The sequence below is a fragment of the Streptomyces sp. NPDC086989 genome (assembly GCF_044745505.1).
In the GTDB taxonomy this organism is placed as follows: Bacteria; Actinomycetota; Actinomycetes; order Streptomycetales; family Streptomycetaceae; genus Streptomyces.
In genome coordinates this window covers 486,586-509,786 of record NZ_JBIVAL010000003.1, presented here as the reverse complement: position 1 = coordinate 509,786, position 23,201 = coordinate 486,586, and the positions used below count along the sequence as shown (strand labels likewise).

Sequence of the window (23,201 nt, the reverse complement as noted above, 5' to 3'; positions counted from 1 at the left end):
CCGTCGCCAGCGACCGGGCCCTTCCATTTACGCCGTCGGTCAACCGTCGGCCGGTGCCGGTGAGTTGCTCCCGGACCTCAGCAGCAGCTGCCCTTCATCATCCGGAACTGCAAACTCCGCAACGGCCGAGTAGGCGTCCGGCGCCCCCGCCGCGTCCTCCCGCGGCGTCTCGCACAGCCCCGGCTCGTCGCCGGCCCCGACCGCGCACCGGATCTGCACCGTGCGTCCCGCGGGCCCCATCACCGTCAACACCGCCTCCAGCGCCCGCCCGCTGGTGTTCCGGTAGTAGCTCCGCCCCCACGCCCGGCCCTCGCCGACGAGGACACAGGTCTGCGCCTCCAGGCCTTGTGGCGAAGAGAGTTCGGGGCCGCACCGGGATTCCGTACGCGGCTGCTCGGACGGGCCCGGCTGCGGCCGTCCGCCCGGGTGCTCCGCGGCCTGCCGGGGGCCGTCCTGATGCTGCCCGGACGGGTGCGGACCCCCCTTTCGCGCGGGTGCGGCAGCGGGTTCCCCCGTACGGGATCCGGCTGCCGGATCGGCCAGTCCGAGCGAGGAGAGGATCCCGCCGCCTTTTCCGTCATCCTGACCGGCGAAATCCGGTCCGGCGATCGCTCCTGCCAGTGGGAGCGACAAGATGACCAGCACACCGGCGCCGATACCGATCAAGCGGAGATTCATTCGCCGAAGATAGCGATGCGGGAATGGGGCGCGGAGATCCCCGCGCCCAATTCCCTTGGAAACTCGTTGCGCTGACACCCGTACGAGTGATCGGCGGCTGCCCGGCACCTCGGTACGGCCACCCGCCGCATCCGCCGAATGCGCACCCGGCGTGCGCACCGTGCGTGATCAGTACGCGAGCCGGCTGCCCCCGCCGGAGGCTCCGCTGCTCGCCTCGACCAGCGCGTCCACGACGGCCTCGACGTCCGGCAGCCACGGACCGCCGGTCTGCGCGGGCTCGCGCTCCCACCGCACCTGCCCGCCGGCGGACGCGGGGGAGGGCGGCAGCAACAGGTAGCCGCCCTCGCCGTGGAAGCGCAGCGCGGAGGGCACGTGATCCTTGGCGTAGAGGAGTTCGCCGAGCCGCTCCAGCGAGTACGGCGCGACCAGCAGCGCCCAGCGGGTGGGCGAGGCGACGATCGGGCCGAGCCGCATGCCCTGCGCGTCCAGCCGGACGACGGCCCGCGCGGCCGCGTTGGCCGGCAGGCTCACGGCGCACGGCGCGGACCCGCCGGTGGCCAGGAGTACGGGAGCGGTGGGCCGGTTGGTCCACCACCAGGCCACCATCCGGGGGTCGGTGGTGGCCGCGAGCAGCCCGGGGTCGAAGGGATGTGCGCCGGGCACGACGCAGTCGGGGTCGGGACAGGCGCACCGGTTGCTGTCGGCGCCGGAACGGCCGACGCCGGGCAGCACCGGCCACTGCCAGGCGGTGGCGCAGGAGAGCGCCGCGTCGAGGAGGGCCTGGTCACCGCTCCGGCCGGGGGCCGGCCGCAGGGACTTCAGGCGGTTGCGGAGCCGCTGGAGACGCCTTCCGAGGATCTCGCGCATGAGCGCTCGTTCCTTTCCGTTGAACGCCGAGGGCCACTTCACACCATGTAACCGGTGTCTCACCACACGTACACGTTTCGCGTCACTGTCCGCCAGAAGCAGGTTCACACGGTTCGTGCAGTTTTCTTACGGGTCCATGAAACGTCCGGCGGGGCGGAACGCGACCCGCGCCGGTGCCGAGACCGGCTGCCGCCGCTAAGGACGACGGCCCGTGCCGGGCGGTTCCCGGCGACCGCCGGGTTGCGCCAACTCTCCCCGGGCACCACCGATTAGGTACCCGGAGCCACTCCAGCGCCCGACCAGTCGATCGCAAAAACCGTCCGCGTTCGGCTTTTTCCAGCCAAGTTCTAGCCTTGGCTGGACAGTGAGTTGCCGTCCCACGGACACCAGGATTCCCACCTGGGCAATGCTGGACATCGATCCTCGTGTGCGTGTAGATGTGGATTCCTTGATGGCGGCGCAGCACGATCTGGGGGTTTGCGATGCTATATGGCGAATCGCACCAGGTGGAAAGGCGGACGCCATGAGCGCCCCGCATCTGCCGAAAGTGGCTGGAATGGATCCAGCAGTTACCGCGGTCCCGCAGACTGCGGCGCCCACGCCCGCCCGAACCGCCCCCACGCCACACCCTGCAGCGGTGCCCGGACCGAGCACCCTGATCCAGGACCGGCTGGCGGGGATGGTCTCCGACCTGACCACCCTCCACGAGCTCACCGAGCGCCTGGCCCGCGCCCGTGACCTCGATGCCTCGCTCCACGAGTTCCTGCGCGCCGGGGCGGCCCTCGTCGGCGCCCGGCGGGGCCTGATCGTCCTGGAACCCTCCGACGGGCTCGGCCCGACGACCACGGTCGGCCTCGGCCTCGGCCGCGCGGACCTCGGGCACATCGAGACCGTCCCGCGCACCGCGACCTCCTACGGCCGCATCCTCGACGGGCTCCCCGACGCCCGGGGAGGATCCGATGTGCTCCCCGAACCCGGCGCCGGCACAGAGCCGGGCCCGTACGGCATCCCCGTCGACCCCCGTCACCGCGAGGTCGCAGCCCGGCTCGGCTACGCCGCGAGCTACGCACTGCCGCTGACCGCCGAGGCCACCGGCCGGCTCGGCGCAGCCGTCTGGCTCTACGACGAGCAGGCCGAGCCGAGCGACCGCCAGCGCGATCTCGCCGGGCTCTACGTCCGGCACGCCGCCGAACACCTGGCCCGGATGCTGGAGGTGGAACGCTCCCGCAGCCGGCTGGCCACGGTCGCCGAGGAACTGCTGCCCAGCCGGCTCCCCCGGATCCCCGGCGTCCGCCTCGCCGCCCGCCACCACACCGGACCGCTCGGGGGCGGCGACTGGTACGACGCGCTGCCGCTGCCCGAGGGCGCCCTCGGTCTGGCCGTCGGCTCCGTCACCGGGGCGGGGCCGAGCGCCGTCGCCGCGATGGGACGGCTGCGGGCCTCGCTGCGCGCATACGCCGTCATGGAGGGCGAGGACCCCGTCGCGGTCCTGTCCGACCTGGAGCTGCTGCTGCGCCTGACCGAGCCCGCGCGCTGCGCGACGGCTCTGTTCGCGTACGCCGAGCCCGGCCAGCGCAAGATCATCCTGGCCGGGGCGGGGCACGCCCCGCCGCTGCTCATCGGCGACCACCGCACCGAGTACGTGGAGACCACGCTCTCCGCGCCGCTCGGGATGCTGTCGTGCTGGGAGGCGCCGAGCGTGGAGATCGAACCTGCACCTGGAGAAACGGTGCTGCTGTACACCGACGGGCTGCTGCGGCGCACCGGCGACCCCATGGACCGGGCGTACGCGCGGCTGCACGCCGCCGCCGCGGGCGTGCCCCGAGCCGTCCGGGACGACCCGGCGGCCGTCTGCGACCACATCCTGCGGACGGTCCTGCCCGCCGACGACCCGGCGCTCGCACCCGCCGCACCGGCCGGCCCCGCCGGAGCCACGACCGCTTCCGCCGCCATGGCCGCCACCGAGGACGGGGTGGAGGACATCGTGCTGCTCGCTGCCCGTTTTGACTGATTAGTCACACCCGCCGCCGGGCGTCTTCCCCTCGCACATACGATGGATGCGGTCCATACCCGGTCCTGTCGTAGCTGAGGAGAAGACGTGGCTGACGAGCTCACCCCGGAGACCCCGGAAGAAGAGCAGCCCCAGAAGAAGCACAAGCAGCGCAAGAACGGGCTGTACCCGGGCGTCAGCGACGAACTCGCCGAGAACATGCGCACGGGCTGGGCCGACACCGAGCTGCACGGACTGGAGCCGATCGCCCAGGCCGCGCACACCGCCGCCCGCCGCGCCGCGCTGTCCGCGCGCTTCCCCGGCGAGCGCCTGGTCGTGCCCGCCGGCCGCCTCAAGACCCGCTCGAACGACACCGAGTACCCCTTCCGCGCCTCGACCGAGTACGCGTACCTGACCGGCGACCAGACCGAGAACGGCGTCCTGGTCCTGGAGCCCTCGGGCGAGACCGGCCACACCGCCACCATCTACCTGCTGCCCCGCTCCGACCGCGAGAACGGCGAGTTCTGGCTGTCGGGCCAGGGCGAGCTGTGGGTCGGCCGGCGCCACTCGCTGGCCGAGGCCGAGCAGCTGCTGGGCATCCCCGCGAGGGACGTCCGCAAGCTCGCCGACGAGCTGACCGAGGCCGAGGGCCCCGTCCGCAACGTGCGCGGCCACGACTCCGTCATCGAGGCCGCACTGACCGACAAGGTCACGAAGGAGCGCGACGAGGAGCTGCGCGTCTACCTCTCCGAGGCCCGCGCCGTGAAGGACGACTTCGAGATCGGCGAGCTCCAGAAGGCCGTCGACTCCACCGTCCGCGGCTTCGAGGACGTCGTGAAGGTCCTGGACAAGGCCGAGGCCACGTCCGAGCGCTACATCGAGGGCACCTTCTTCCTGCGCGCCCGCGTCGAGGGCAACGACGTCGGCTACGGCTCCATCTGCGCGGCCGGCCCGCACGCCTGCACCCTGCACTGGGTCCGCAACGACGGCGACGTCCGCTCCGGTGACCTGCTGCTGCTCGACGCCGGTGTGGAGACCCACTCCCTCTACACCGCCGACGTCACGCGCACGCTGCCGATCAGCGGCACGTACACCGACATCCAGCGCAAGATCTACGACGCCGTGTACGCGTCCCAGGAAGCCGGCATCGCCGCCGTGAAGCCCGGTGCGAAGTTCCGCGACTTCCACGACGCCTCGCAGCACGTCCTCGCCGAGAAGCTCGTCGAGTGGGGCCTGCTGGAGGGCCCGGTCGAGCGCGTCCTGGAGCTCGGCCTCCAGCGCCGCTGGACCCTGCACGGCACCGGCCACATGCTCGGCATGGACGTCCACGACTGCGCCGCCGCGCGCACCGAGGCGTACGTCGACGGCACCCTGGAGCCGGGCATGTGCCTCACCGTCGAGCCCGGTCTGTACTTCCAGGCCGACGACCTGACCGTGCCCGAGGAGTACCGGGGCATCGGCGTCCGGATCGAGGACGACATCCTGGTCACCGAGGACGGCAACCGGAACCTGTCGGCCGGGCTGCCCCGCGCCTCGGCCGACGTCGAGGCCTGGATGGCGCGCCTCAAGGGCTGATGCGGCCCGGCCCCCGGGCCGCTGCCTTCCGGTGGGCGGGATCCCGTACGCGGGTCCCGTCCATCGGTGTGTCCGGGGTCCGCCGCCGGCGTATGCGGGTGCGCCGTTGGCGTATCCGGGTCCCGCCGCCGGCGGATGCCGGGGCCGCTGCCGGCGTATGCGGAGGCCGCCGTCGGCTACGACACCTTCAGCAACGCTCCCTCACGCCATTTCAGGATCTTGTCGAAGCTGACCACCGCGCCCCGCCCCGGCCGGTTGCGGAGCCTGACGTGGTCCGCGAGCTCGGCGATCAGCCACAGTCCCCGGCCGTGCTCGCTCTCCGACGGCTCGGAGGGGCCGGCCGGCGGGGGTCTGTGCCCCGCAACCGTCGACGCGGGGAAGCCCGGACCCGAATCGGTCACCTCGATGCGACAGCAGTCCCCGTCCAGGTACGCCGTGACGCGGTAGGCCGCGCACGCCTCCGGACCGGATTCCGCACCGGCACCGGCCTCGGCCGCCGGACCGCCGTGCTCCACCGCGTTCGCGCACGCCTCGCTCAGTGCCACCGACAGATCGAAGGAGATGTCCGGGTCCACCCCCGCGGTCTCCATCGTCCCCAGCAGCAATCGCCTGGCGAGCGGCACGCTCGCGGCTTCGCGCCTCAAGTGGAGAGACCACCAGATGCTCATACGGTTACGTATTGCCGCCGGGGACGGCGCGTAAGCCCCTGGCGGCCGCCACAGCCCTCATTCGGCCGATGGCGACACGTCGAAGAGGGCGTGTATGCGACGGCGGCACGCGCGACGGCGCCCCGGGCCGCCGCCGCTCAGCCGGGACCTCGTACAGGGGCACTCACGACCTTCCGGACCTGCCGTATGGGCGGTGTGAGGGCAGTGCGATGATGGCCCGGCCATGACTGTCCCCCACGCGACGCCCGCCGGAGCCGGCCTCCGGCTGATCCGGGCCGCGGTGTTCACCGCGGTCTGCGTCGTGCTGTCCGCGGCCGGGCACGCACTGGCGTCCTGCGCCACCGTGCCCTGGTGGGCCCTCGTCATCGCCTTCCTCGCCGTGTTCGCGGTCGCCGCGCCCCTCGCGGGCCGTCGGCGGTCGCTGCCCGGCATCGCCGCCGGGCTCGCCTTCGGCCAGCTCGGACTGCACGCGGTGTTCGGCCTCGGCCAGCAGAGCACTGCCGCCGCCCAGGCACCCGCCGCGACCGACGCCTCCCTCGCGGCGGTCGCCGCCCGGCTGGTCTGCGGAGGCAACTCCGTCCCGCTCAGCCCGGCCGACGCCCGGAAGATCCTGGAGACCGCCGGACTGGACCCGGCCGCCATGGCCGCCCAGGCCGCGGGCCAGGCCCACGCGGGCCACGCCCACCTGGCGCAGGCCGCCGCGGCGCCCGCCACCGGCCTGTTCAGCACCGGCATGCTCGTCGGCCACCTGCTGGCCGCGCTGGCCGCGGGCTGGCTGCTGGGACGCGGCGACGCCGCCCTGTTCCGGCTCGTGGAGCTCTCCCGCACCTCCGCCGAAGCCGGGCCGGTGCGTCCGCTGCTCGCCGCACTGGCCTTCGTACGCGCCCTCGGCACCGGGCTCGCGGGAACCCGCACCGGTACCCCGCAGCCCGCCCGGACAGCCGGTGAACCCGCCGCTTACACCGGCCGGGAGACGCTCCAGCACACGGTGATCAGGCGCGGGCCGCCCCGTACGGCGCTCGCCCTCGCAGCCTGACGCGGCACCCTCCCCGGAGCACCCGGCGGAAGCACGGTGCCGCGAACTCCGCGCGCACCCGCTGCGCGGAACCACCGTCACCCTGCCTCCGTGGAGTTGTCACCATCATGAAGACCTCTCGCGTCTCCTTCGCCGCCGCCCTTGCCGCCGGCACCGTCCTCGTCCTGTCGGGCACCGCGTTCGCGCACGTCAGCGTGCAGCCCGGGGATGCCGTCAAGGGCGGCTACGCGACGATCAACTTCAAGGTTCCGAACGAGCGCGACAACGCCTCGACGACCCAGCTGGAAGTCAACTTCCCGATCGACCAGCCGCTGACGTCGGTCATGCCGCAGGACATCCCCGGCTGGACCGTGACGGTCGAGAAGAGCAAGCTCGACAAGCCGCTCACCGTGCACGGCAAGCAGGTCAACGAGGCCGTCACCAAGGTGACCTGGAGCGGCGGCAAGATCGAGCCCGGCAAGTTCCAGCAGTTCCCGGTCGCCGTCGGCAAGCTGCCCGACAACGCCGACCAGATGGTCTTCAAGGCGATCCAGACGTACGACAACAACGAGGTCGTCCGCTGGATCGAGGAGGCCAAGGAAGGCGCGGCGGAGCCGCAGAACCCGGCTCCCGTCCTGAAGCTGACCGCGGCCAAGGCCGCCGCCACGGACGACCACCACGATGACAAGGGCGCCGCCGCCCCGGCCGACAAGGGCCACGACGAGGCCACGGGCAAGACCTCCGACACGACCGCGCGCGCCCTCGGCGTCGCGGGCATCGTCATCGGTCTCGGTGGCGTCGCCTTCGGTGTCGCCTCGCGCCGCCGCGCCTCCTGATCCCCCGCGGCCCCGGGCCGCACTCCCTCGTTCTCCGTGCGACGGCCGGCCCTTCCCGCGGCCGGCCCGCCCGCACGCACGCACACCCGATCCCAGGGACATCTCTTCATGCGCACCACACGTGTGACGGTCGCCGCCCTCGTGGCCGCGGCCGCGCTCACGCTCACCGCCTGCGGCGGCGAGCCCGCGAAGACCAACACGGTCACCCAGATCACCGGCCAGTCCAAGGCCGGGGCCGCCACCGTCCTCGACCGCCCCTTCGACAAGCCCGAGCTGGTCCTGACGGACACCACCGGCAAGCCGTGGAACCTGCGCGAGCAGACCAAGGGCAAGCCGACGCTCATCTACTTCGGCTACACCAACTGCCCCGACGTGTGCCCCCTGACGATGAGCAACATCGCCGTCGCCAAGAAGGCACTGCCCAAGGCCGACCAGGACCAGCTCCAGGTCGTCTTCGTCACCACCGACCCCGAACGGGACACCCCCGACTCCCTCGGCGCGTGGCTCAGGGCCCAGGACCCGTCCTTCACCGGGCTGACCGGGGACTTCGCCACCATCCAGGCCGCCGCGCGCAAGCTCGGCATCGGCATCGACCCTCCGAAGAAGGAGGCCGACGGCAGCATCGTGTCCATGCACGGCGCCCAGGTCATCGCGTTCTCGCCCAAGTCCGACGAGGGGTACCTCCTCTACGGCGAGGGCACGACCGTCGACAACTACACCAAGGACCTGCCGAAGATCATCAAGGGGGAGAACCCGTGAACGCCCGCACCACCCGTACCCTCGCCGCCGCACTCTCCCTGACGGCAGCCCTCGCCATATCCGGCTGCTCCTCGGACTCCGGCTCCGGCTCCGCAGGCAAGTCCGGCGCGGACAAGCCGAAGATGGCGGTCACCGGCGCCTACATGCCCGAGCCCGTGAACGACAAGATGGCCGGCGCGTTCATGGTCATCAAGAACGACTCCAAGACGGCCGACAAGCTCACGGCCGTCACCAGCCCGCTCTCCGACGACCTGCAGATCCACGAGACCAAAGACCAGAAGATGCAGCAGGTCGCGGCCATGGACGTGCCGGCCAACGGCGAACTCAGGCTGGAGCGCGGCGGCAGCCACGTCATGTTCATGGGCCTGAAGAACACGCCGAAGGTCGGGGACAAGGTCACCGTGGAGCTGCGCTTCGAGAAGGCCGACCCGGTCAAGGTCGAGCTGGACGTCAAGGAACGGACGTACAACGCCCAGACCACCAGCGCCCACTGACGGACCGAGGTACTGACACGCCATGACGGCCATCGCCCCCTCCCCGGCCCGCGTCCGGGCCCCGGCATTCCTGCCGCGGTTCGCGCTGGTCCTCGCAGCCCTGCTGGCAGCCCTGTTCACCGCAGCCGGCCCGGCCACGGCACATGCCGCACTCACCGCGAGCGACCCCCAGGACGGGGCGGTGGTCGCCACGGCCCCCGCCCAGGTCACCCTCTCCTTCTCGGAGCAGGTCGCCATGGGCGACGACTCCATCCGCGTCATGGACCCCCAGGGCAGGCGGGTGGACACCGGCGAACTGCGCGACATGTGCAGCGGGACCACCATCCGCTACGGCACGGCGTTGCACTCCGGGCTGCCGGACGGCACCTACACGGTCGCCTGGCAGGCCGTCTCCGCCGACAGCCACCCCGTCTCCGGCGCCTTCACCTTCTCCATCGGCGCCCCCTCGGCGACCAGCGTCGCCCTGCCCACCGCGCAGGTGGGCGGCGGACCGGTGGGCATCGCGTACGGCATCGCCCGCTACGCCGCCTACGCCGGTTTCACCGTCCTCGTCGGCGGCGCCGCCTTCATCCTCCTGTGCTGGCGGCGCGGCGCGACGCAGCGCCCGCTGCAGAAACTCGTCGTGCGGGCCTGGGTGACACTCACCGCCGCCACCCTCGTGATGCTGGTGCTCCGCACCCCGTACACCGGGTCCGGCAAGTTCGCCGACGCGCTGGACCTCGACGGTCTCAGGGCCGTCCTGGAGACCAAGACCGGCGCCTCCCTCGTCTCCCGGCTGCTCCTCCTCGGCGCCGCCGCGCTGTTCCTCGCGGTGCTGTTCGGTGCGTACGCCCGACGTACCGCCGAGGACGCAGCGAAGGGACCGGGCAAGCGCAGGGAGAAGGACGGGGGGGCCGAGAAGGAGACCGACGACCTGCTCTTCGGCCTCGGGATCGGCGGAGCCGTGGTGGCCGCCGGCATCGCAGCCACCTGGGCCCTGTCCGAGCACGCCTCGACCGGCATCCAGCCCGGTATCGCCATGCCCGCCGACATCCTGCACCTGCTGGCCGTCGCCGCCTGGCTCGGCGGGCTCACCGCCCTGCTCGTCGCCCTCCACAAGGTTCCGGGGATCGAGCGCGAAGCCGTCCAGCGGTTCTCCCGGGTCGCGTTCGTCAGCGTCGTGGTCCTCGCCGTCACCGGTGTCTACCAGTCCTGGCGCCAGGTCGGGAGCTGGTCCGCCCTCACCGGCACCAGCTATGGACAGCTGCTGCTGCTGAAGGTCGGACTCGTCGCCGTCCTGGTCGGCATCGCCTACGTCTCCCGCTCGTGGACCGCACGGCTCACCGAGGTCCCCGCAGGGAAGGCGGCCAAGGTCCCGCGCCGACGCGATGTTTCACGTGAAACACGGCCCGCCGCCGTGACGGTCCCGCAGGACCCCAAGCGCGCGGCCCAGCTCGCCCGGCAGCGTGCCGCCCGCGAGAGCGCCCGCGAAAAGCAGGTCCGCGACGCCGATCCGGCGCGGGCGGGCCTGCGTCGCTCCGTCCTCGCCGAGGCCGGGGTCGCCATCGCCCTGCTCGCGGTGACCACCGTCCTCACCAGCACCGAACCCGGCCGGACAGCCGAAGAGGCGAGCGGGCGCGACACCGCTGCCACCGCCGTCCCCAACCGAGCCATCAAGATCACGCTGCCGTTCGACACCGGCGGCCAGAACGGCAAGGGATCGGTCCGCGTCGAGGTCGATCCCGGCCGGGTCGGCGCCAATGCGCTCCACGTCTGGGTCGACGACCCCGACGGCCAACCGCTCGACATCCCCGAGGTCAAGGTCGCCTTCACCCTGCCCGCCAAGGACATCGGCCCCCTGCCGGTCGTCCCGGAGCACGCCGCCCCCGGACACTGGAGCGCATCCGGCGTCCAGCTGCCGCTGGCCGGGGAATGGCGGATCGACGTGACCGTCCGTACCTCCGACATCGACCAGACGACCGTGCAGAAGAACGTGAAGATCGGCTGACCAGCGTGACCGAGAGCAACCCCGACATCGAGATCTCCCGGCGCCGACTGCTGGGCACCGTCGGCGCCGCAGGCGCCGCCGGCCTCGCGCTCGGCGCCACCGGCGGCGCCCTCGCGCACTCCGCGCTCGCCGACTCCCCGGCCGGCGCGTCAGGAGCCGCCGGGAGCCTGGCCTCCCTCGGCGCCACCCAGGTCGCCTTCCACGGCGACCACCAGGCGGGCATCACCACCCCCCTCCAGGCCAAGGGCCACGTCCTCGCCTTCGACCTGGCCCCCGGGGCCGGCCGCAAGGAGGCCGCCGCTCTGATGCGGCGCTGGTCCGACACCGCCCGCCTGCTGATGGCGGGCAAGGCCGCCCCGGCAGCGGACTCCGGCATCGCCCTCGATGCCGGGCCGTCCTCCCTCACCATCACGTTCGGGTTCGGCCACTCCTTCTTCGAGCGCACCGGCCTCGCCGCCCGCCGCCCCACCGCCCTCGACCCGCTGCCCGTCTTCTCGGCCGACCGGCTCGACGCCCAGCGCAGCGACGGCGACCTGTGGGTCCAGATCGGCGCCGACGACGGGCTCGTCGCCTTCCATGCGCTGCGCGCCCTCCAGAAGGACGCCGGGGAGGCCGCCCGCGTGCGCTGGCAGATGAACGGCTTCAACCGGTCCCCCGGCGCCACCGCCGCCCCCATGACCGCCCGCAACCTCATGGGCCAGATCGACGGCACCGGCAACCCGAAGCCCGCGGAGCCCGATTTCGACCGGCGGATCTTCGTCCCCGCCACCGGTCCCGGTCCCGCTGAACACGCCTGGATGGGCGGGGGCTCGTACGCCGTCGTCCGGCGCATCCGGATGCTCCTCGACGACTGGGACAAGCAGTCCCTGGCCCAGCAGGAGCAGGTCATAGGCCGTACGAAGGCGACCGGCGCGCCCCTGACCGGCGGCACCGAGACCACCGAGATGGCCCTCGACAAGATCGGCCCCGACGGCAAACCGGTCATCGCGTCCAACGCGCACGCCCGGATCTCCGCCCCCGAACAGAACGGCGGGGCCGCCATGCTCCGGCGTCCCTTCTCCTTCCACGACGGGATCGCCTCCGACGGCACCCCCGACGCGGGACTCCTCTTCATCTGCTGGCAGGCCGATCCGCTGCGCGGTTTCGTCCCCGTCCAGCGCAAGCTCGACCGCGGGGACGCCCTGTCCGCGTTCATCCGGCACGAGTCCAGCGGGCTCTACGCGGTACCGCCCGGCCCCCGCGACGGCGAGTACGTGGGGCAACGGCTGCTCGAAGGATGAACAGCGCCCCGGGGGTCGGGGACCCGGCATTAGGCTGATCACATGTCGGCCACGCGCTTCACCTATCTCGGTCCCGAGGGCACCTTCACGGAAGCCGCCCTCCGCACACTGCCGGAAGCCGCGACCCGGGAGCTCGTCCCGATGGTGTCGGTCCCGGCCGCCCTGGACGCCGTGCGCAACGGGGAGGCCGCGGCCGCCCTGGTGCCGATCGAGAACTCGGTGGAGGGCGGGGTCACCGCCACCCTGGACGAGCTGGCGTCCGGGGAACCGCTGATGATCTACCGCGAGGTGCTGCTGCCCATCGCGTTCGCGTTGCTCGTGCGGCCCGGGACCAAGCTGTCGGACGTCAAGACGGTCACGGGGCACCCGGTCGCCCAGCCCCAGGTGCGCAACTGGCTGCGGGCGCACCTTCCCGACGCGGTGTGGGAGTCGGCCGCCTCCAACGCCGACGGTGCCCGGCTGGTCCAGGAGGGCCGCTTCGACGCGGCCTTCGCGGGCGAGTTCGCGGCCGCCACGTACGGGCTCGTCCCGCTCGTCACCGAGATCCACGACGCGGAGAACGCCGAGACCCGGTTCGTGCTCGTCGGCCGGCCCGCCCGGCCGGCCGCGCCGACCGGCGCGGACAAGACCTCCGTCGTGCTGTGGCTCGGCGACGACCACCCCGGTGCGCTGCTGGAGCTCCTCCAGGAGTTCGCCGTCCGCGGGGTGAACCTGATGCTCATCCAGTCCCGGCCGACGGGTCAGGGCATCGGCAACTACTGCTTCGCCGTCGACGCCGAGGGCCACATCTCCGACCGCAGGGTCAGCGAGGCGCTGATGGGGCTCAAGCGGACCTGCCCCCAGGTCCGCTTCCTCGGCTCCTACCCGCGCGCAGGCATCGCTCAGGGTGACGTGCGCGCCCCACGCCCCGGAACCTCGGACGTCGATTTCACGGCTGCTGCCGACTGGCTGACGCGCTGCCTCGACGGCCGGGCGTAGCCCGTCCCCAGTTGTCCACAGAGTTATCCACAGGCCGAGATGGCGACCTGTGGACTAGTCGACATCACGGCGCCCCAAGGTCGACAAATCGGTCGGGCCACCCAGGTTTCGCGCTGGGGAGCGGAAGGTGAACGGCGTCACCTCTGCATCGCGGATCAACTCTTTGGAGCGAGCCATTCCCACCCGAATGAGTGTGTGAGGGTGGTTTGAACCCCGATTCCCCCAGGCGGGCCAGAGGTGGGGATTGATCGAATTCCGTGTCCACAGATCCGGCGCACAGCCTGTGGACAAGTCCCCCCGGTGGACAATTCCTGTGGACAAGGCCGGGGTTCCCGTCCTGCTCAGAGGGCGGTCGGTTACCCCGGTTGTGCCCCTTTCCGGGGAATGGGGCGCTTTTATTGACCGCCGGGGAAGGGTCACTTCCAGCCAGCCGGCCATAGTTTTCCATTCTCCGCAATTAGGACATAGCGACACGCAGCGTGATATCGGTGTGATCCCGCGAAGCCCAGCCCGGTAGCCTGGAGGGGTGATTGACCTCCGGCTGCTCCGTGAAGACCCTGACCGTGTCCGCGCCTCGCAGCGCGCTCGTGGAGAGGACGTCGAACTCGTCGACGCACTGCTCTCCGCCGACGAGCGCCGCAGGTCCTCCGGCATGCGCTTCGACGACCTGCGCAATGAGCAGAAGTCGCTCGGCAAGCTCATCCCCAAGGCCTCTCCGGAGGAGCGGGCGGAGCTGCTGAAGAAGGCCGAGCAGCTCAAGTCGGACGTCAAGGCCGCCGAGGCCGAGCAGAACGAGGCCGACGAGGCCGCCAAGCGACTGCTCCTCCAGCTCGGCAACATCGTCCACGAGGACGTCCCGGTCGGCGGCGAGGAGGACTTCACCGTCCTGGAGACGCACGGCACGATCCGTGACTTCGGCGCCGAGGGCTTCGAACCCAAGGACCACCTGGAGCTCGGCGAGCTGCTGGGCGCCATCGACGTCGAGCGCGGCGCCAAGGTGTCGGGCTCGCGCTTCTACTACCTGACCGGTGTCGGCGCCCTGCTGGAGCTCGCCCTGGTCAACGCGGCGATCGCGCAGGCCACCGAGGCCGGCTTCATCCCGATGCTGACCCCGGCGCTGGTCCGCCCGCGCGCCATGGAGGGCACCGGCTTCCTCGGCCAGGCCGCCGAGAACGTGTACCACCTGGAGAAGGACGACTACTACCTGGTCGGCACCTCCGAGGTCCCGCTCGCCGCGTACCACATGGACGAGATCATCGACGCCGACAAGCTGCCGCTGCGGTACGCCGGCTTCTCGCCGTGCTTCCGCCGCGAGGCCGGTACGTACGGCAAGGACACCCGCGGCATCTTCCGGGTGCACCAGTTCGACAAGGTCGAGATGTTCTCGTACGTCGCACCGGAGGAGGCCGAGGCCGAGCACCAGCGCCTCCTGGAGTGGGAGAAGCAGTGGCTGACCAGCCTGGAGCTGCCCTTCCAGGTGATCGACGTCGCCACGGGTGACCTGGGCGCCTCCGCCTCCCGCAAGTTCGACTGCGAGGCGTGGATCCCGACGCAGGGCAAGTACCGCGAGCTGACCTCGGCCTCGAACTGCGACGGCTTCCAGGCCCGCCGACTGTCGATCCGCTACCGCGACGGCAAGAAGACCGCGCCGCTCTCGACGCTGAACGGCACGCTGTGCGCCGTGCCGCGCACCATCGTCGCGATCCTGGAGAACCACCAGCAGGCCGACGGTTCCGTGCGGGTGCCCGCGGCGCTCCGCCCGTACCTGGGCGGCCGTGAGGTCCTGGAGCCGATCACCAAGTGAGTCCGGCCCCGTTCTCGTACAAGCTCGTCGCGACCGACCTCGACGGCACGCTGCTGCGTGGCGACGACACGGTCTCGGAACGCACCCGTGAAGCGCTCGCCGCGGCCACCGCGGCGGGCGCGGCGCACATCATCGTCACCGGCCGGGCCGTGCCCTGGACCCGGGGCGTGCTGGACGACCTCGGCTACAAGGGGATCGCGGTGTGCGGGCAGGGCGCGCAGGTCTACGACGCGGGCGCGCACCGGCTGCTGACCTCGGTGACGCTGGACCGGCAGCTGGCCGGTCTGGCGCTGTCGAAGCTCGAAGCCGAGGTGGGTCCGCTGGCACTCGCGGCGAGCCGGGACGGGGTGGACGGCGACGTGCTGTTCGGTCCCGGCTACCAGGTGCAGGAGGGCCTGCCGGCGCTCTACCTGGAGGACACGGCGGAGGTCTGGACTGCTCCGCTGAACAAGCTGTACATCCAGCACCCGGAGCTCGGCGACGACGCGCTGGTCCAGGTGGCCCGCCAGACCGTGGGCTCCCTGGTGGACATCGTGATGGCCGGGCCGGGGATAGTGGAGATCCTGCCGCTCGGGCTGACGAAGGCCACCGGCCTCTCGCTGGCCGCGCGCCGGCTGGGCGTGAAGGCCGCGGAGACGATCGCCTTCGGCGACATGCCGAATGACATTCCGATGTTCGGCTGGGCGGCGCAGGGAGTGGCGATGGCCAATGCCCATGCGGAGCTGAAGGCGGTGGCCGACGAGGTGACGACCTCCAACGAGGAGGACGGCATCGCGGTGGTGCTGGAGCGCCTGCTGGGCGCCGCCTGACGGTCCTCCCCGCCGAGGGGAGCATCGCGAGAACGAGGGAAGGTCCGGAACAGCCCGCGCCGTACGGCGCGCTCGAAGTGGCTGCTCCGGACCTTTTTGTTGCTCCCCGCACGACTCACTCTGCCCGGGGCGCACGCCCCGTACCAGTCAATTTCCGTGCATCGGACGCCGTGGGCGCTGTGCTCATGTTTCACGTGAAACATGCCTGGGGTGCGGGTGGCGGGTGAGCGGCCAGGCGAGCAGACCGACGGCGAGCGAGATGGCGTGCCCGAGGTCGGTGAAGGTGCCTCCCGTGAGGAGGGGAAGCCCGTAGAAGGCGACGACACCGGCGAGGTAGAACCAGCGCAGCGGGTTGGGGAGCCGGTAGGTCAGGACTCCGATCGAGGCCGCGAGGCCGTAGCTGACACCGACGTCGACGACATGGACCATGCTCTGCGGGGCCCGATGGTCCTGAATGGCCATCAGGACCACCTTCTGGCTGACCAGGGTGGCCGTGATGTGGGCGGTCGCGACGATGACGAGCCAGCGCAGCGTGCCGAGCCAGCGTTCGACGGGGGCGTGGAAGAGCTCGAAGAGGACGGCGTACAGGGCGAGCGAGGCCGGGTTCTCGATCCAGAAGGCACTGGAGAGCAGGGCCCGCACGGGGTGCCGGGTGAGCTCGTGGATGTTGCTGCTGTGCCGGTGGAGCAGGACGTGTTCGAGATGGTCGGGCGCGATCACGACGATGACGCTGGTGACGGCGATCATCAGAAGCCATGTGTGCGTACCCGGCGCGGAGCGGATCCAGGACCATATGGGCCGGGACGGCTCGGGCTCGGGGTGCTCGACCATGCACTGATTTTGCCCCGTACGGCGGTGCCCCGCCCGGCCTGTGGGCCGGGCGGGGCACCGCCGCCGGTGGTCACGTCAGAGGGGGCTCACTCCTCGCCCGCCAGGGTGAGGCGGCGCAGCTTCTGGCCGGCGTAGACGGTGGCGCCCACGGTGACCACCGCGAGCAGGGTCACCGCGGTGGGCAGGCCGACGGTGGCGTCGACGTAGCCTTCCCCGGCGACCTTCTCGGCCAGGGCCAGCGCCCACTGCTGGACGCTGAGGGTCTTCGCGCCGGAGACCAGGCTGCCGAAGAGCGACTCCCAGATCAGGGCGTAGACCAGGCCGAAGACGACCGCGTGCCGGCTGATGGTGCCCAGCAGCAGGAAGAGGGCGCTGTAGGCGATCGAGGCGACGAGGGCCGCGACGGTGTACGCGACCGCGATCTGCTGGCCGTTGCCGTTGAGGATGAACCCGGCGATCAGGGTCGGGACCGCGGAGAACGCCATCGTGACGCCGATCGCGACGATCAGCTTGGTCATGATGATCGTCGGGCGCTTCACCGGCTTGGAGAGCAGGTAGACGATCGAGCCGTCGTCGATCTCCGGGCCGATGGCGCCGGTGCCGGCGATGACGCCGATCAGCGGGACCATGGTGGCGAGGGCGAAGCCGCCCAGCAGGTCGGCTGCGACCTTGTCGTCCAGGCCGGTGAAGGCGCGGACGGCGAGGGAGATGACGAGCAGCAGGACGGGCAGTCCGCAGAGGATCAGCGCACGGCGGCGGCCGAGCAGCGCGCGGTAGGTGAGCCGGGCGACGGTGGGGTTGTACATGGGTGCCAGCTCCTTCAGGCCGCGACGAGGTAGGAGAAGACCGACTCGAGGGACTCGTCGGAGGGCGAGACCGTCAGCAGCCGGATGCCGTGCGCACGCGCGACCCGCGGCAGCAGCTCGGTGAAGCGGCCGAAGTCGACGGCCTGGATGCGCAGGGCGCCCTCCTTGAGGTCGACCTCGATCCCCGCGGTGGAGGGGTCGGCGATGAGGGCCGCCGCGAGGGCCCGGTCGTCGGAGGAGCGGACCACGTACCGGTGCGGGCGGTCCGTCATCAGGCGGCGGATCTTGCGGAAGTCGCCGGAGGCGGCGTGCCGGCCGGCGACGACCACCTCGATGTGGGAGGCGAGCTGTTCGACCTCCTCCAGGATGTGGGAGGAGAAGAGCACGGTGCGGCCGTCGTCGCCCATCCGCCGCAGCAGGTCCATGAGCTGCATACGCTGGCGCGGGTCCATGCCGTTGAACGGCTCGTCGAGCAGCAGCACCGACGGGTCGTGGACGAGGGCCGAGGCCATCTTCACGCGCTGGCGCATGCCCTTGGAGTACGTGGAGATCTTGCGGTCCTGGGCGTACTCCATCTCGACGGTGGCGAGCGCCCGCTGCGCGGCCGCGTCGTCGAGTCCGTGGAGTTCGGCGTTGGCGACGACGAACTCCCGGCCGGTCAGGAAGTCGTACATGGCCTCGCGCTCGGGCACGACACCGATCTGCTTGTAGACCTGCTCGTTCTGCCAGATCGGCGCGCCGTCGAGGGTGACCGTGCCCGTGGAGGGGGCGAGGAAGCCGCCCATCATGTTGATGAGCGTGGACTTCCCGGCGCCGTTGGGGCCCAGCAGCCCGGTGACGCCGGGGCCGATGTGCATGGTCACGTCGTTGACGGCGACGACGTTCCCGAACCAGCGGGAGGTGTGGTCGATGTCGATGGTGGTCACAGCCCGGCCTTCCGGTAGCGGGCCATCAGGGCGGCGTAGGAGCCGGCGATGAGGGCGAGGACGACGAGCAGGTAGACGAAGCCGACACCGGCCGAGGGGCCGTCTCCGCCGGGGAAGGCGGAGGTGGCGCCGAGGAAGGCCGTCTGTACGCCGTCGATCAGGGTGATCGGGGAGAACAGGCCCATCCACTCGATGGCACCGGTCGAACCGGCGTTGTACGTGATGCCCTGGACGGCGGTCACGGCGCCGTAAGGGATCAGGAGCAGGGCGATGATGGCGGCGACCCCGAAGCCGCGGCGCGGGGTGAGCGCGGCCATGATCAGGCCGAGGCCGGCGAACAGCACCGAGAGCAGCAGCACGGAGACCAGTCCCTGGGCGAACCCCTTGGTCTGGTCCGCGAAGTCGAATTTGGCCAGCAGCGAGCCGATCCACATGATCAGCAGCGGCGTGGCGGTGAGGACGAACAGCGCCGAGGCCATCGCCGCGAATTTGGCGAGGACGTAGTCGACGCGCTCGATGGGCCGCGAGAAGTAGAGCGGCACCGTCTTGAACCGCAGGTCCCGGGAGACCGACTGCGGTGCCTGCGAGGCGAGGAAGAGGCCGATGATCACCTGGGTGGTCAGGGCGTACGTCGTGTACTTGATCGGCAGGCCGGTGGAGCCGGGCACCGCGATGGCGACCGCGACGATGATCAACGCGGGTACGCACATCACGGCGAAGAGGATCATCGGGAGGACCTTGGACTTGGCGGACCGGCCGAGTCCGTAGGCCCCCCGCAGGGACTGCGAGAACAGCGACTTGCGGGCGTAGGCGCGGCCGAGCCGGGCCCCCTCGTAGGACCGGTAGCCGATGTTGTGGATCTGGGTCGAGGTCTCAGGCGCCATCGGAACCGGCTCCCTTCCGGACGAGCTGCTGCTGGTCGCTGTCGCGGAAGACCTCCGCGATGTGGTGGCGGCGCTGCTCCATGCGGACCAGGCCGAGGCCGAGGTCGGCGACGGTGTCGCGCACGATGTCGTAGGTCTCCTCGCCGGTGGCTTCCATGAGCAGGATGTGGCCGGCTCCGGGCAGGCCCTGCTCCTCGCCCGCATGCAGGGTGAGGCCCGCCTCGGCGAGCGCCTTGCGCAGGGCCGCGGTGCCGTCCGGGTGGAGGTCCGTGTCGGTGACCTCGACCGCGAGGGTCGTGGTGATCTGGGTGAAGTCGCTCGTGGAGCTGGAGCGCAGCAGCTTGCCGCCGTCGACGACCACGACGTGGTCGCAGGTCCGCTCCAGTTCACCGAGCAGGTGGGAGGTGACCAGGACGGAGATGCCGAAGTCGGTGTAGACGCGGCGGATCAGGCCGAGCATCTCGTCGCGGCCGACGGGGTCGAGGCCGTTGGTGGGCTCGTCGAGGAGGACCAGCTGGGGATCATGGACGAGCGCCTGGGCCAGTTTGACCCGCTGCTTCATGCCCGTGGAGTAGCCGCCGATGGGGCGGTAGCGCTCCTCGTACAGGCCCACGTGGCGCAGGGTGTCGGCGGTCCGCTCGCGCGCTGCGGTCGGCGGGAGCCCGGACATGCGCGCCATGTGCACGACGAACTCGGTGGCCGAGACGTCGGGCGGCAGGCAGTCGTGCTCGGGCATGTAGCCGACGCGTTCACGGATGGCGCTGCCGTGGGTGGCGACGTCGAGTCCGAGTACGGCGGCACGGCCCTCGGTGGCGGGGGACAGTCCAAGCAGGATCTTGATCAGCGTGGACTTGCCGGCTCCGTTGGCACCCACGAGGCCGGTCACTCCCGGTCCGATGTCCAGGGAGAGCCGGTCGATTGCGGTCACTCGGGGGTACCGCTTGCTCAGGCTTTCGGTCGCGATGACAGTCACGGCTTCGACGTTAGTGGCGCGGCTCGCGCGGATCGTCAGACCTGGAGCGTCATCCGGTCTCCGCCTTCAGGACTACACACCCTGACGAAAGGCTGATGCGGACCGGACAAGTTTGTCCACAGGTCCGTGCACGGGCCTTGACGTGATCTCCGGTCATTGTCACATTCATCAGTGTCAACTTACGGGCGCGTAGCGCGTACGGCTCTACGGACGGACGGCTGTGATGGCTGCGGACACCAGGCAACGCACCGCGCAACTCTCGGCGGAACTGCGCGGGTTCAGGGAAGTGCAACGCCTCTCGTACGAGTGCGCCGAGACCGTCGCCGCACAGCTGCGGCCGGGGGTGACCGAGCGCGAGGCCGCGCGGATGCAGCGCGAGTGGCTGCGCGAGCGCGGGGTGCGGGACTGGTTCCACCTGCCGTTCGCGTGGTTCGGGGACCGGACCGCCTTCGCCAACTTCAAGATCCCCCTGCAGTTCTTCCCGACGAACCGGAAGCTGGAGCCGGGGATGCCGTTCATCCTCGACATGGCGCCCGTCCACAAGGGGTACGCGGCCGACATCGGGTACTCGGGCAGCCTCGGGCTCAACCCGGTGCAGGACCGGCTGATGTCCGATCTCCGGGTGCACCGGGAGCTGATCCTGGAGCAGGTCCGCGAGCGCCGTCCGCTGCGCGAGATCTACGAGAACGTCGAGCGGCTGATGATCCGCCAGGGGTACGCCAACCGGCACCGCGCCTACCCCTTCGGCGTGATCGCCCACAAGATCGACCGGGTCAGGGAACGGCGCTGGTCCCCGACCGCCTTCGGGTTCGGGACGCAGTCCCTCAAGGGGCTGGCCTCCGACGCCCTGCACGGCCACCGCGAGGGCTGGTCCCCGCTGTGGAGCCCGTACCGCTTCTCCGACCACCCGCCGCAGCCCGGCTTGTGGGCGGTGGAGCCGCACCTGGGATTCCGGGGCACCGGCGCGAAGTTCGAGGAGATCCTGGTCGTCACCGACTCACGGGATCCCGCGGAGAGCGCGTTCTGGCTGGACGACGATCTGCCGCACGTGCGGCGCTGGGCCGAGGAGAAGGCAGCATGAGCGGCATGGGCGGAGCGGACGGCACCAAGGACGGCACCCGGAACGGCGGCGAGGACGGCGCCGGGGCGACGGGCCTCGTCGGGGCGCGCGAGCGCCGGGTGCGCACCGGCGGCATCGAACTGTGCGTCGTCGAGCTCGGGGACACGGACCGGCCGACCGTGGTGCTCGTACACGGGTACCCGGACAGCAAGGAGGTCTGGTCGGAGGTGGCGCAGCGGCTGGCGTCCCGCTTCCACGTGGTGCTCTACGACGTCCGCGGCCACGGGCGCTCCTCCGCGCCGGCGCCGCTGCGCGGCGGATTCACCCTGGAGAAGCTGACCGACGACTTCCTGGCGGTGGCGGACGCGGTCAGCCCGGACCGGCCGGTGCACCTGGTCGGCCACGACTGGGGCTCCGTACAGGGGTGGGAGTTCGCGACCGTCGCCCGCACCGAGGGCCGGATCGCCTCCTTCACCTCGATGTCCGGCCCCTCCCTGGACCACTTCGGGCACTGGATCAAGAAGCGGATGGCCCGGCCCACCCCGCGCCGGGCCGCGCAGCTTCTGGGCCAGGGCGCCAAATCCTGGTACGTGTACATGCTGCACACCCCCGTACTGCCGGAACTCGCCTGGCGCGGCCCGCTCGGCAAGCGATGGCCGGGAATACTGGAGCGGGTGGAGAAGGTCCCGGCCGGCTCCTACCCGACGGCCTCGCTGCCCTCGGACGCCGCGCACGGGGCCTGGCTCTACCGCGACAACGTACGGCCGCGGCTGCGTCGGCCGCGCCCGGACGCCTACGCGCACGTGCCGGTCCAGCTGATCACCCCGACCGGGGACGCCTTCCTCTCCGAGCGGCTCTACGACGAGCTGGAGCTGTGGGCCCCCGACCTGGTGCGGCGCACCCTGCCGGCCAAGCACTGGGTGCCGCGGACCCGGCCCGACCAGCTGGCCGCATGGATCACCGAGTTCGTCATCGCCCGGGAGGAACCCGCCACCCGGGTGCCCCAGCAGAAGGCGCCGGGCCGGTACGCCGACCGCTTCGCGGGCCAGCTGGTGCTGGTCACCGGCGCCGCCAGCGGCATCGGCCGGGCCACCGCCTTCGCATTCGCCGAGGCCGGGGCCCGGGTCGTGTGCGTGGACCGGGACGCCGAGGGCGCCGCCCGTACGGCCGAGCTGGCAAGGCTCGTCGGGGCCCCCGAAGCCTGGGGCGAGTGCGTCGACGTCAGCGACGAGCAGGCGATGGAGAAGCTCGCGGCGAAGACGTCCGCCGAGTACGGGGTCGTGGACGTCCTGGTCAACAACGCCGGGATCGGCCTGTCGGGGCCCTTCCTGGAGACCACCTCGGAGGACTGGAGGAAGGTCCTCGACGTGAACCTGTGGGGGGTCATCCACGGCTGCCGGATCTTCGGCCGGCAGATGGCCGAGCGCGGTCAGGGCGGGCACATCGTCAACACCGCCTCCGCCGCCGCCTACCTGCCCTCCAGGACGCTGCCCGCCTACAGCACGTCGAAGGCCGCGGTGCTGATGCTGAGCGAGTGTCTGCGCGCCGAGCTCGCCTCGCAGTCGATCGGGGTGTCGGCGATCTGCCCCGGCATCGTCAACACCAACATCACCGCCACCTCACGCTTCGCCGGGGTGGACGCGGCGGAGGAGAAGCGCCGCCAGGAGCGCTCCTCGCGGCTGTACGGGCTGCGCAACTTCCCGCCGGAGAAGGTCGCCGAGGCGATCCTGCGGGCCGTGGTGCACAACGAGGCCGTGGTGCCCGTGACACCCGAGTCCAAGGGCGCCCTGTGGCTGTCCCGGTTCGCGCCGGGCACGCTGCGGCGGCTCGCGAAGCTGGAACCCCGGCTGTGAACGGGGCGGGGCCGGTGCCGGCGGGGACAGAGCCCGGCACGGCCATATCCCGCTTCTTCCGGCGGTCGTACCATCCCTCGCAGGAGGGCTCGCCGCACAGGGCGGTCGAGTACCTTGCGGCTTCGCCT

At 71.4% G+C, this 23,201-nt stretch carries 21 protein-coding genes; 13 read left to right on the top strand and 8 right to left on the bottom strand.

All coding sequences use genetic code 11. The annotated features are described in order from the left end of the window. Positions 1-39: 39 nt before the first annotated feature. Positions 40-678 (bottom strand): hypothetical protein, encoded by a 639-nt coding sequence (locus ACIPK4_RS09020; RefSeq protein ID WP_402310395.1) that lies wholly within the window; start codon positions 676-678, stop codon positions 40-42. A 168-nt stretch (positions 679-846) separates the two neighbouring features. After that, positions 847-1,545, bottom strand: a complete 699-nt coding sequence (locus ACIPK4_RS09015) for a bifunctional DNA primase/polymerase (RefSeq protein WP_054227176.1) — start codon at positions 1,543-1,545, stop codon at positions 847-849. A 406-nt stretch (positions 1,546-1,951) separates the two neighbouring features. Between ACIPK4_RS09015 and ACIPK4_RS09010 the strand changes: the two genes are divergently transcribed. After that, entirely contained in the window at positions 1,952-3,556 is a 1,605-nt protein-coding gene (locus ACIPK4_RS09010; protein ID WP_402310392.1) for a PP2C family protein-serine/threonine phosphatase, read from the top strand. Between the two features lie 87 nt (positions 3,557-3,643). Next, complete coding sequence (locus ACIPK4_RS09005) at positions 3,644-5,110, top strand: aminopeptidase P family protein (RefSeq protein WP_054227178.1); 1,467 nt, start codon at positions 3,644-3,646, stop codon at positions 5,108-5,110. Positions 5,111-5,286: 176 nt separating this feature from the next. Here ACIPK4_RS09005 and ACIPK4_RS09000 read toward each other — a convergent pair whose 3' ends face one another. Beyond that, entirely contained in the window at positions 5,287-5,778 is a 492-nt protein-coding gene (locus ACIPK4_RS09000) for an ATP-binding protein (protein WP_376192624.1), read from the bottom strand. Positions 5,779-6,001: 223 nt separating this feature from the next. Between ACIPK4_RS09000 and ACIPK4_RS08995 the strand changes: the two genes are divergently transcribed. The 9 genes from ACIPK4_RS08995 to ACIPK4_RS08955 all read left to right on the top strand — a co-directional run bounded on the left by ACIPK4_RS08995 (position 6,002) and on the right by ACIPK4_RS08955 (position 15,740). Continuing rightward, positions 6,002-6,814 carry a hypothetical protein gene (locus tag ACIPK4_RS08995; protein WP_402310388.1) on the top strand — a complete coding sequence of 271 codons (813 nt, stop codon included), beginning with the start codon at positions 6,002-6,004 and terminating at the stop codon, positions 6,812-6,814. Between the two features lie 107 nt (positions 6,815-6,921). Further along, positions 6,922-7,629, top strand: coding sequence for a YcnI family protein (locus ACIPK4_RS08990; RefSeq protein ID WP_054227181.1), 708 nt, complete (start codon positions 6,922-6,924; stop codon positions 7,627-7,629). A 108-nt stretch (positions 7,630-7,737) separates the two neighbouring features. Next, on the top strand, positions 7,738-8,388 hold the full coding sequence (locus ACIPK4_RS08985) for an SCO family protein (protein WP_402310387.1): 651 nt from the start codon (positions 7,738-7,740) through the stop codon (positions 8,386-8,388). Then, positions 8,385-8,882, top strand: coding sequence for a copper chaperone PCu(A)C (locus ACIPK4_RS08980; protein ID WP_402310385.1), 498 nt, complete (start codon positions 8,385-8,387; stop codon positions 8,880-8,882). The genes ACIPK4_RS08985 and ACIPK4_RS08980 overlap by 4 nt, the downstream gene beginning before the upstream one ends. 22 nt (positions 8,883-8,904) lie before the next feature. After that, positions 8,905-10,869, top strand: a complete 1,965-nt coding sequence (locus tag ACIPK4_RS08975) for a copper resistance protein CopC (protein ID WP_402310382.1) — start codon at positions 8,905-8,907, stop codon at positions 10,867-10,869. Then, positions 10,866-12,149, top strand: a complete 1,284-nt coding sequence (gene efeB, locus ACIPK4_RS08970; protein WP_402310641.1) for an iron uptake transporter deferrochelatase/peroxidase subunit — start codon at positions 10,866-10,868, stop codon at positions 12,147-12,149. The genes ACIPK4_RS08975 and efeB overlap by 4 nt, the downstream gene beginning before the upstream one ends. A 42-nt stretch (positions 12,150-12,191) precedes the next feature. Continuing rightward, positions 12,192-13,127, top strand: coding sequence for a prephenate dehydratase (gene pheA, locus ACIPK4_RS08965; RefSeq protein WP_402310380.1), 936 nt, complete (start codon positions 12,192-12,194; stop codon positions 13,125-13,127). 526 nt (positions 13,128-13,653) lie between these two features. After that, positions 13,654-14,931: a serine--tRNA ligase gene (gene serS / locus ACIPK4_RS08960; protein ID WP_054227187.1), complete on the top strand. Its 1,278-nt coding sequence runs from the start codon at positions 13,654-13,656 to the stop codon at positions 14,929-14,931. Beyond that, on the top strand, positions 14,928-15,740 hold the full coding sequence (locus ACIPK4_RS08955) for an HAD family hydrolase (protein WP_402310377.1): 813 nt from the start codon (positions 14,928-14,930) through the stop codon (positions 15,738-15,740). Before serS ends, ACIPK4_RS08955 begins: the two co-directional genes overlap by 4 nt. A gap of 183 nt (positions 15,741-15,923) precedes the next feature. Here the strand turns inward: ACIPK4_RS08955 and ACIPK4_RS08950 are convergent, their stop codons facing one another. The 5 genes from ACIPK4_RS08950 to ACIPK4_RS08930 form a co-directional block, all read right to left on the bottom strand. Next, a complete protein-coding gene (locus ACIPK4_RS08950; protein WP_402310376.1) occupies positions 15,924-16,571 on the bottom strand; it encodes a rhomboid-like protein in 648 nt (215 codons plus the stop codon). 86 nt (positions 16,572-16,657) lie between these two features. Beyond that, a complete protein-coding gene (locus ACIPK4_RS08945) occupies positions 16,658-17,377 on the bottom strand; it encodes an ABC transporter permease (protein WP_402310374.1) in 720 nt (239 codons plus the stop codon). A 14-nt stretch (positions 17,378-17,391) separates the two neighbouring features. Continuing rightward, positions 17,392-18,303 carry an ABC transporter ATP-binding protein gene (locus ACIPK4_RS08940; RefSeq protein WP_229337996.1) on the bottom strand — a complete coding sequence of 304 codons (912 nt, stop codon included), beginning with the start codon at positions 18,301-18,303 and terminating at the stop codon, positions 17,392-17,394. Beyond that, entirely contained in the window at positions 18,300-19,187 is an 888-nt protein-coding gene (locus ACIPK4_RS08935) for an ABC transporter permease (protein ID WP_402310370.1), read from the bottom strand. Before ACIPK4_RS08935 ends, ACIPK4_RS08940 begins: the two co-directional genes overlap by 4 nt. Further along, positions 19,177-20,160, bottom strand: a complete 984-nt coding sequence (locus ACIPK4_RS08930; protein WP_082411053.1) for an ABC transporter ATP-binding protein — start codon at positions 20,158-20,160, stop codon at positions 19,177-19,179. The genes ACIPK4_RS08935 and ACIPK4_RS08930 overlap by 11 nt, the downstream gene beginning before the upstream one ends. Before the next feature lie 223 nt (positions 20,161-20,383). Between ACIPK4_RS08930 and ACIPK4_RS08925 the strand changes: the two genes are divergently transcribed. Together ACIPK4_RS08925 and ACIPK4_RS08920 are read left to right on the top strand one after the other, a co-directional pair. Next, complete coding sequence (locus ACIPK4_RS08925; RefSeq protein WP_402310368.1) at positions 20,384-21,241, top strand: M24 family metallopeptidase; 858 nt, start codon at positions 20,384-20,386, stop codon at positions 21,239-21,241. 5 nt (positions 21,242-21,246) lie between these two features. Further along, complete coding sequence (locus ACIPK4_RS08920) at positions 21,247-23,073, top strand: SDR family oxidoreductase (RefSeq protein WP_402310638.1); 1,827 nt, start codon at positions 21,247-21,249, stop codon at positions 23,071-23,073. The last annotated feature ends 128 nt before the right edge of the window (positions 23,074-23,201 follow it).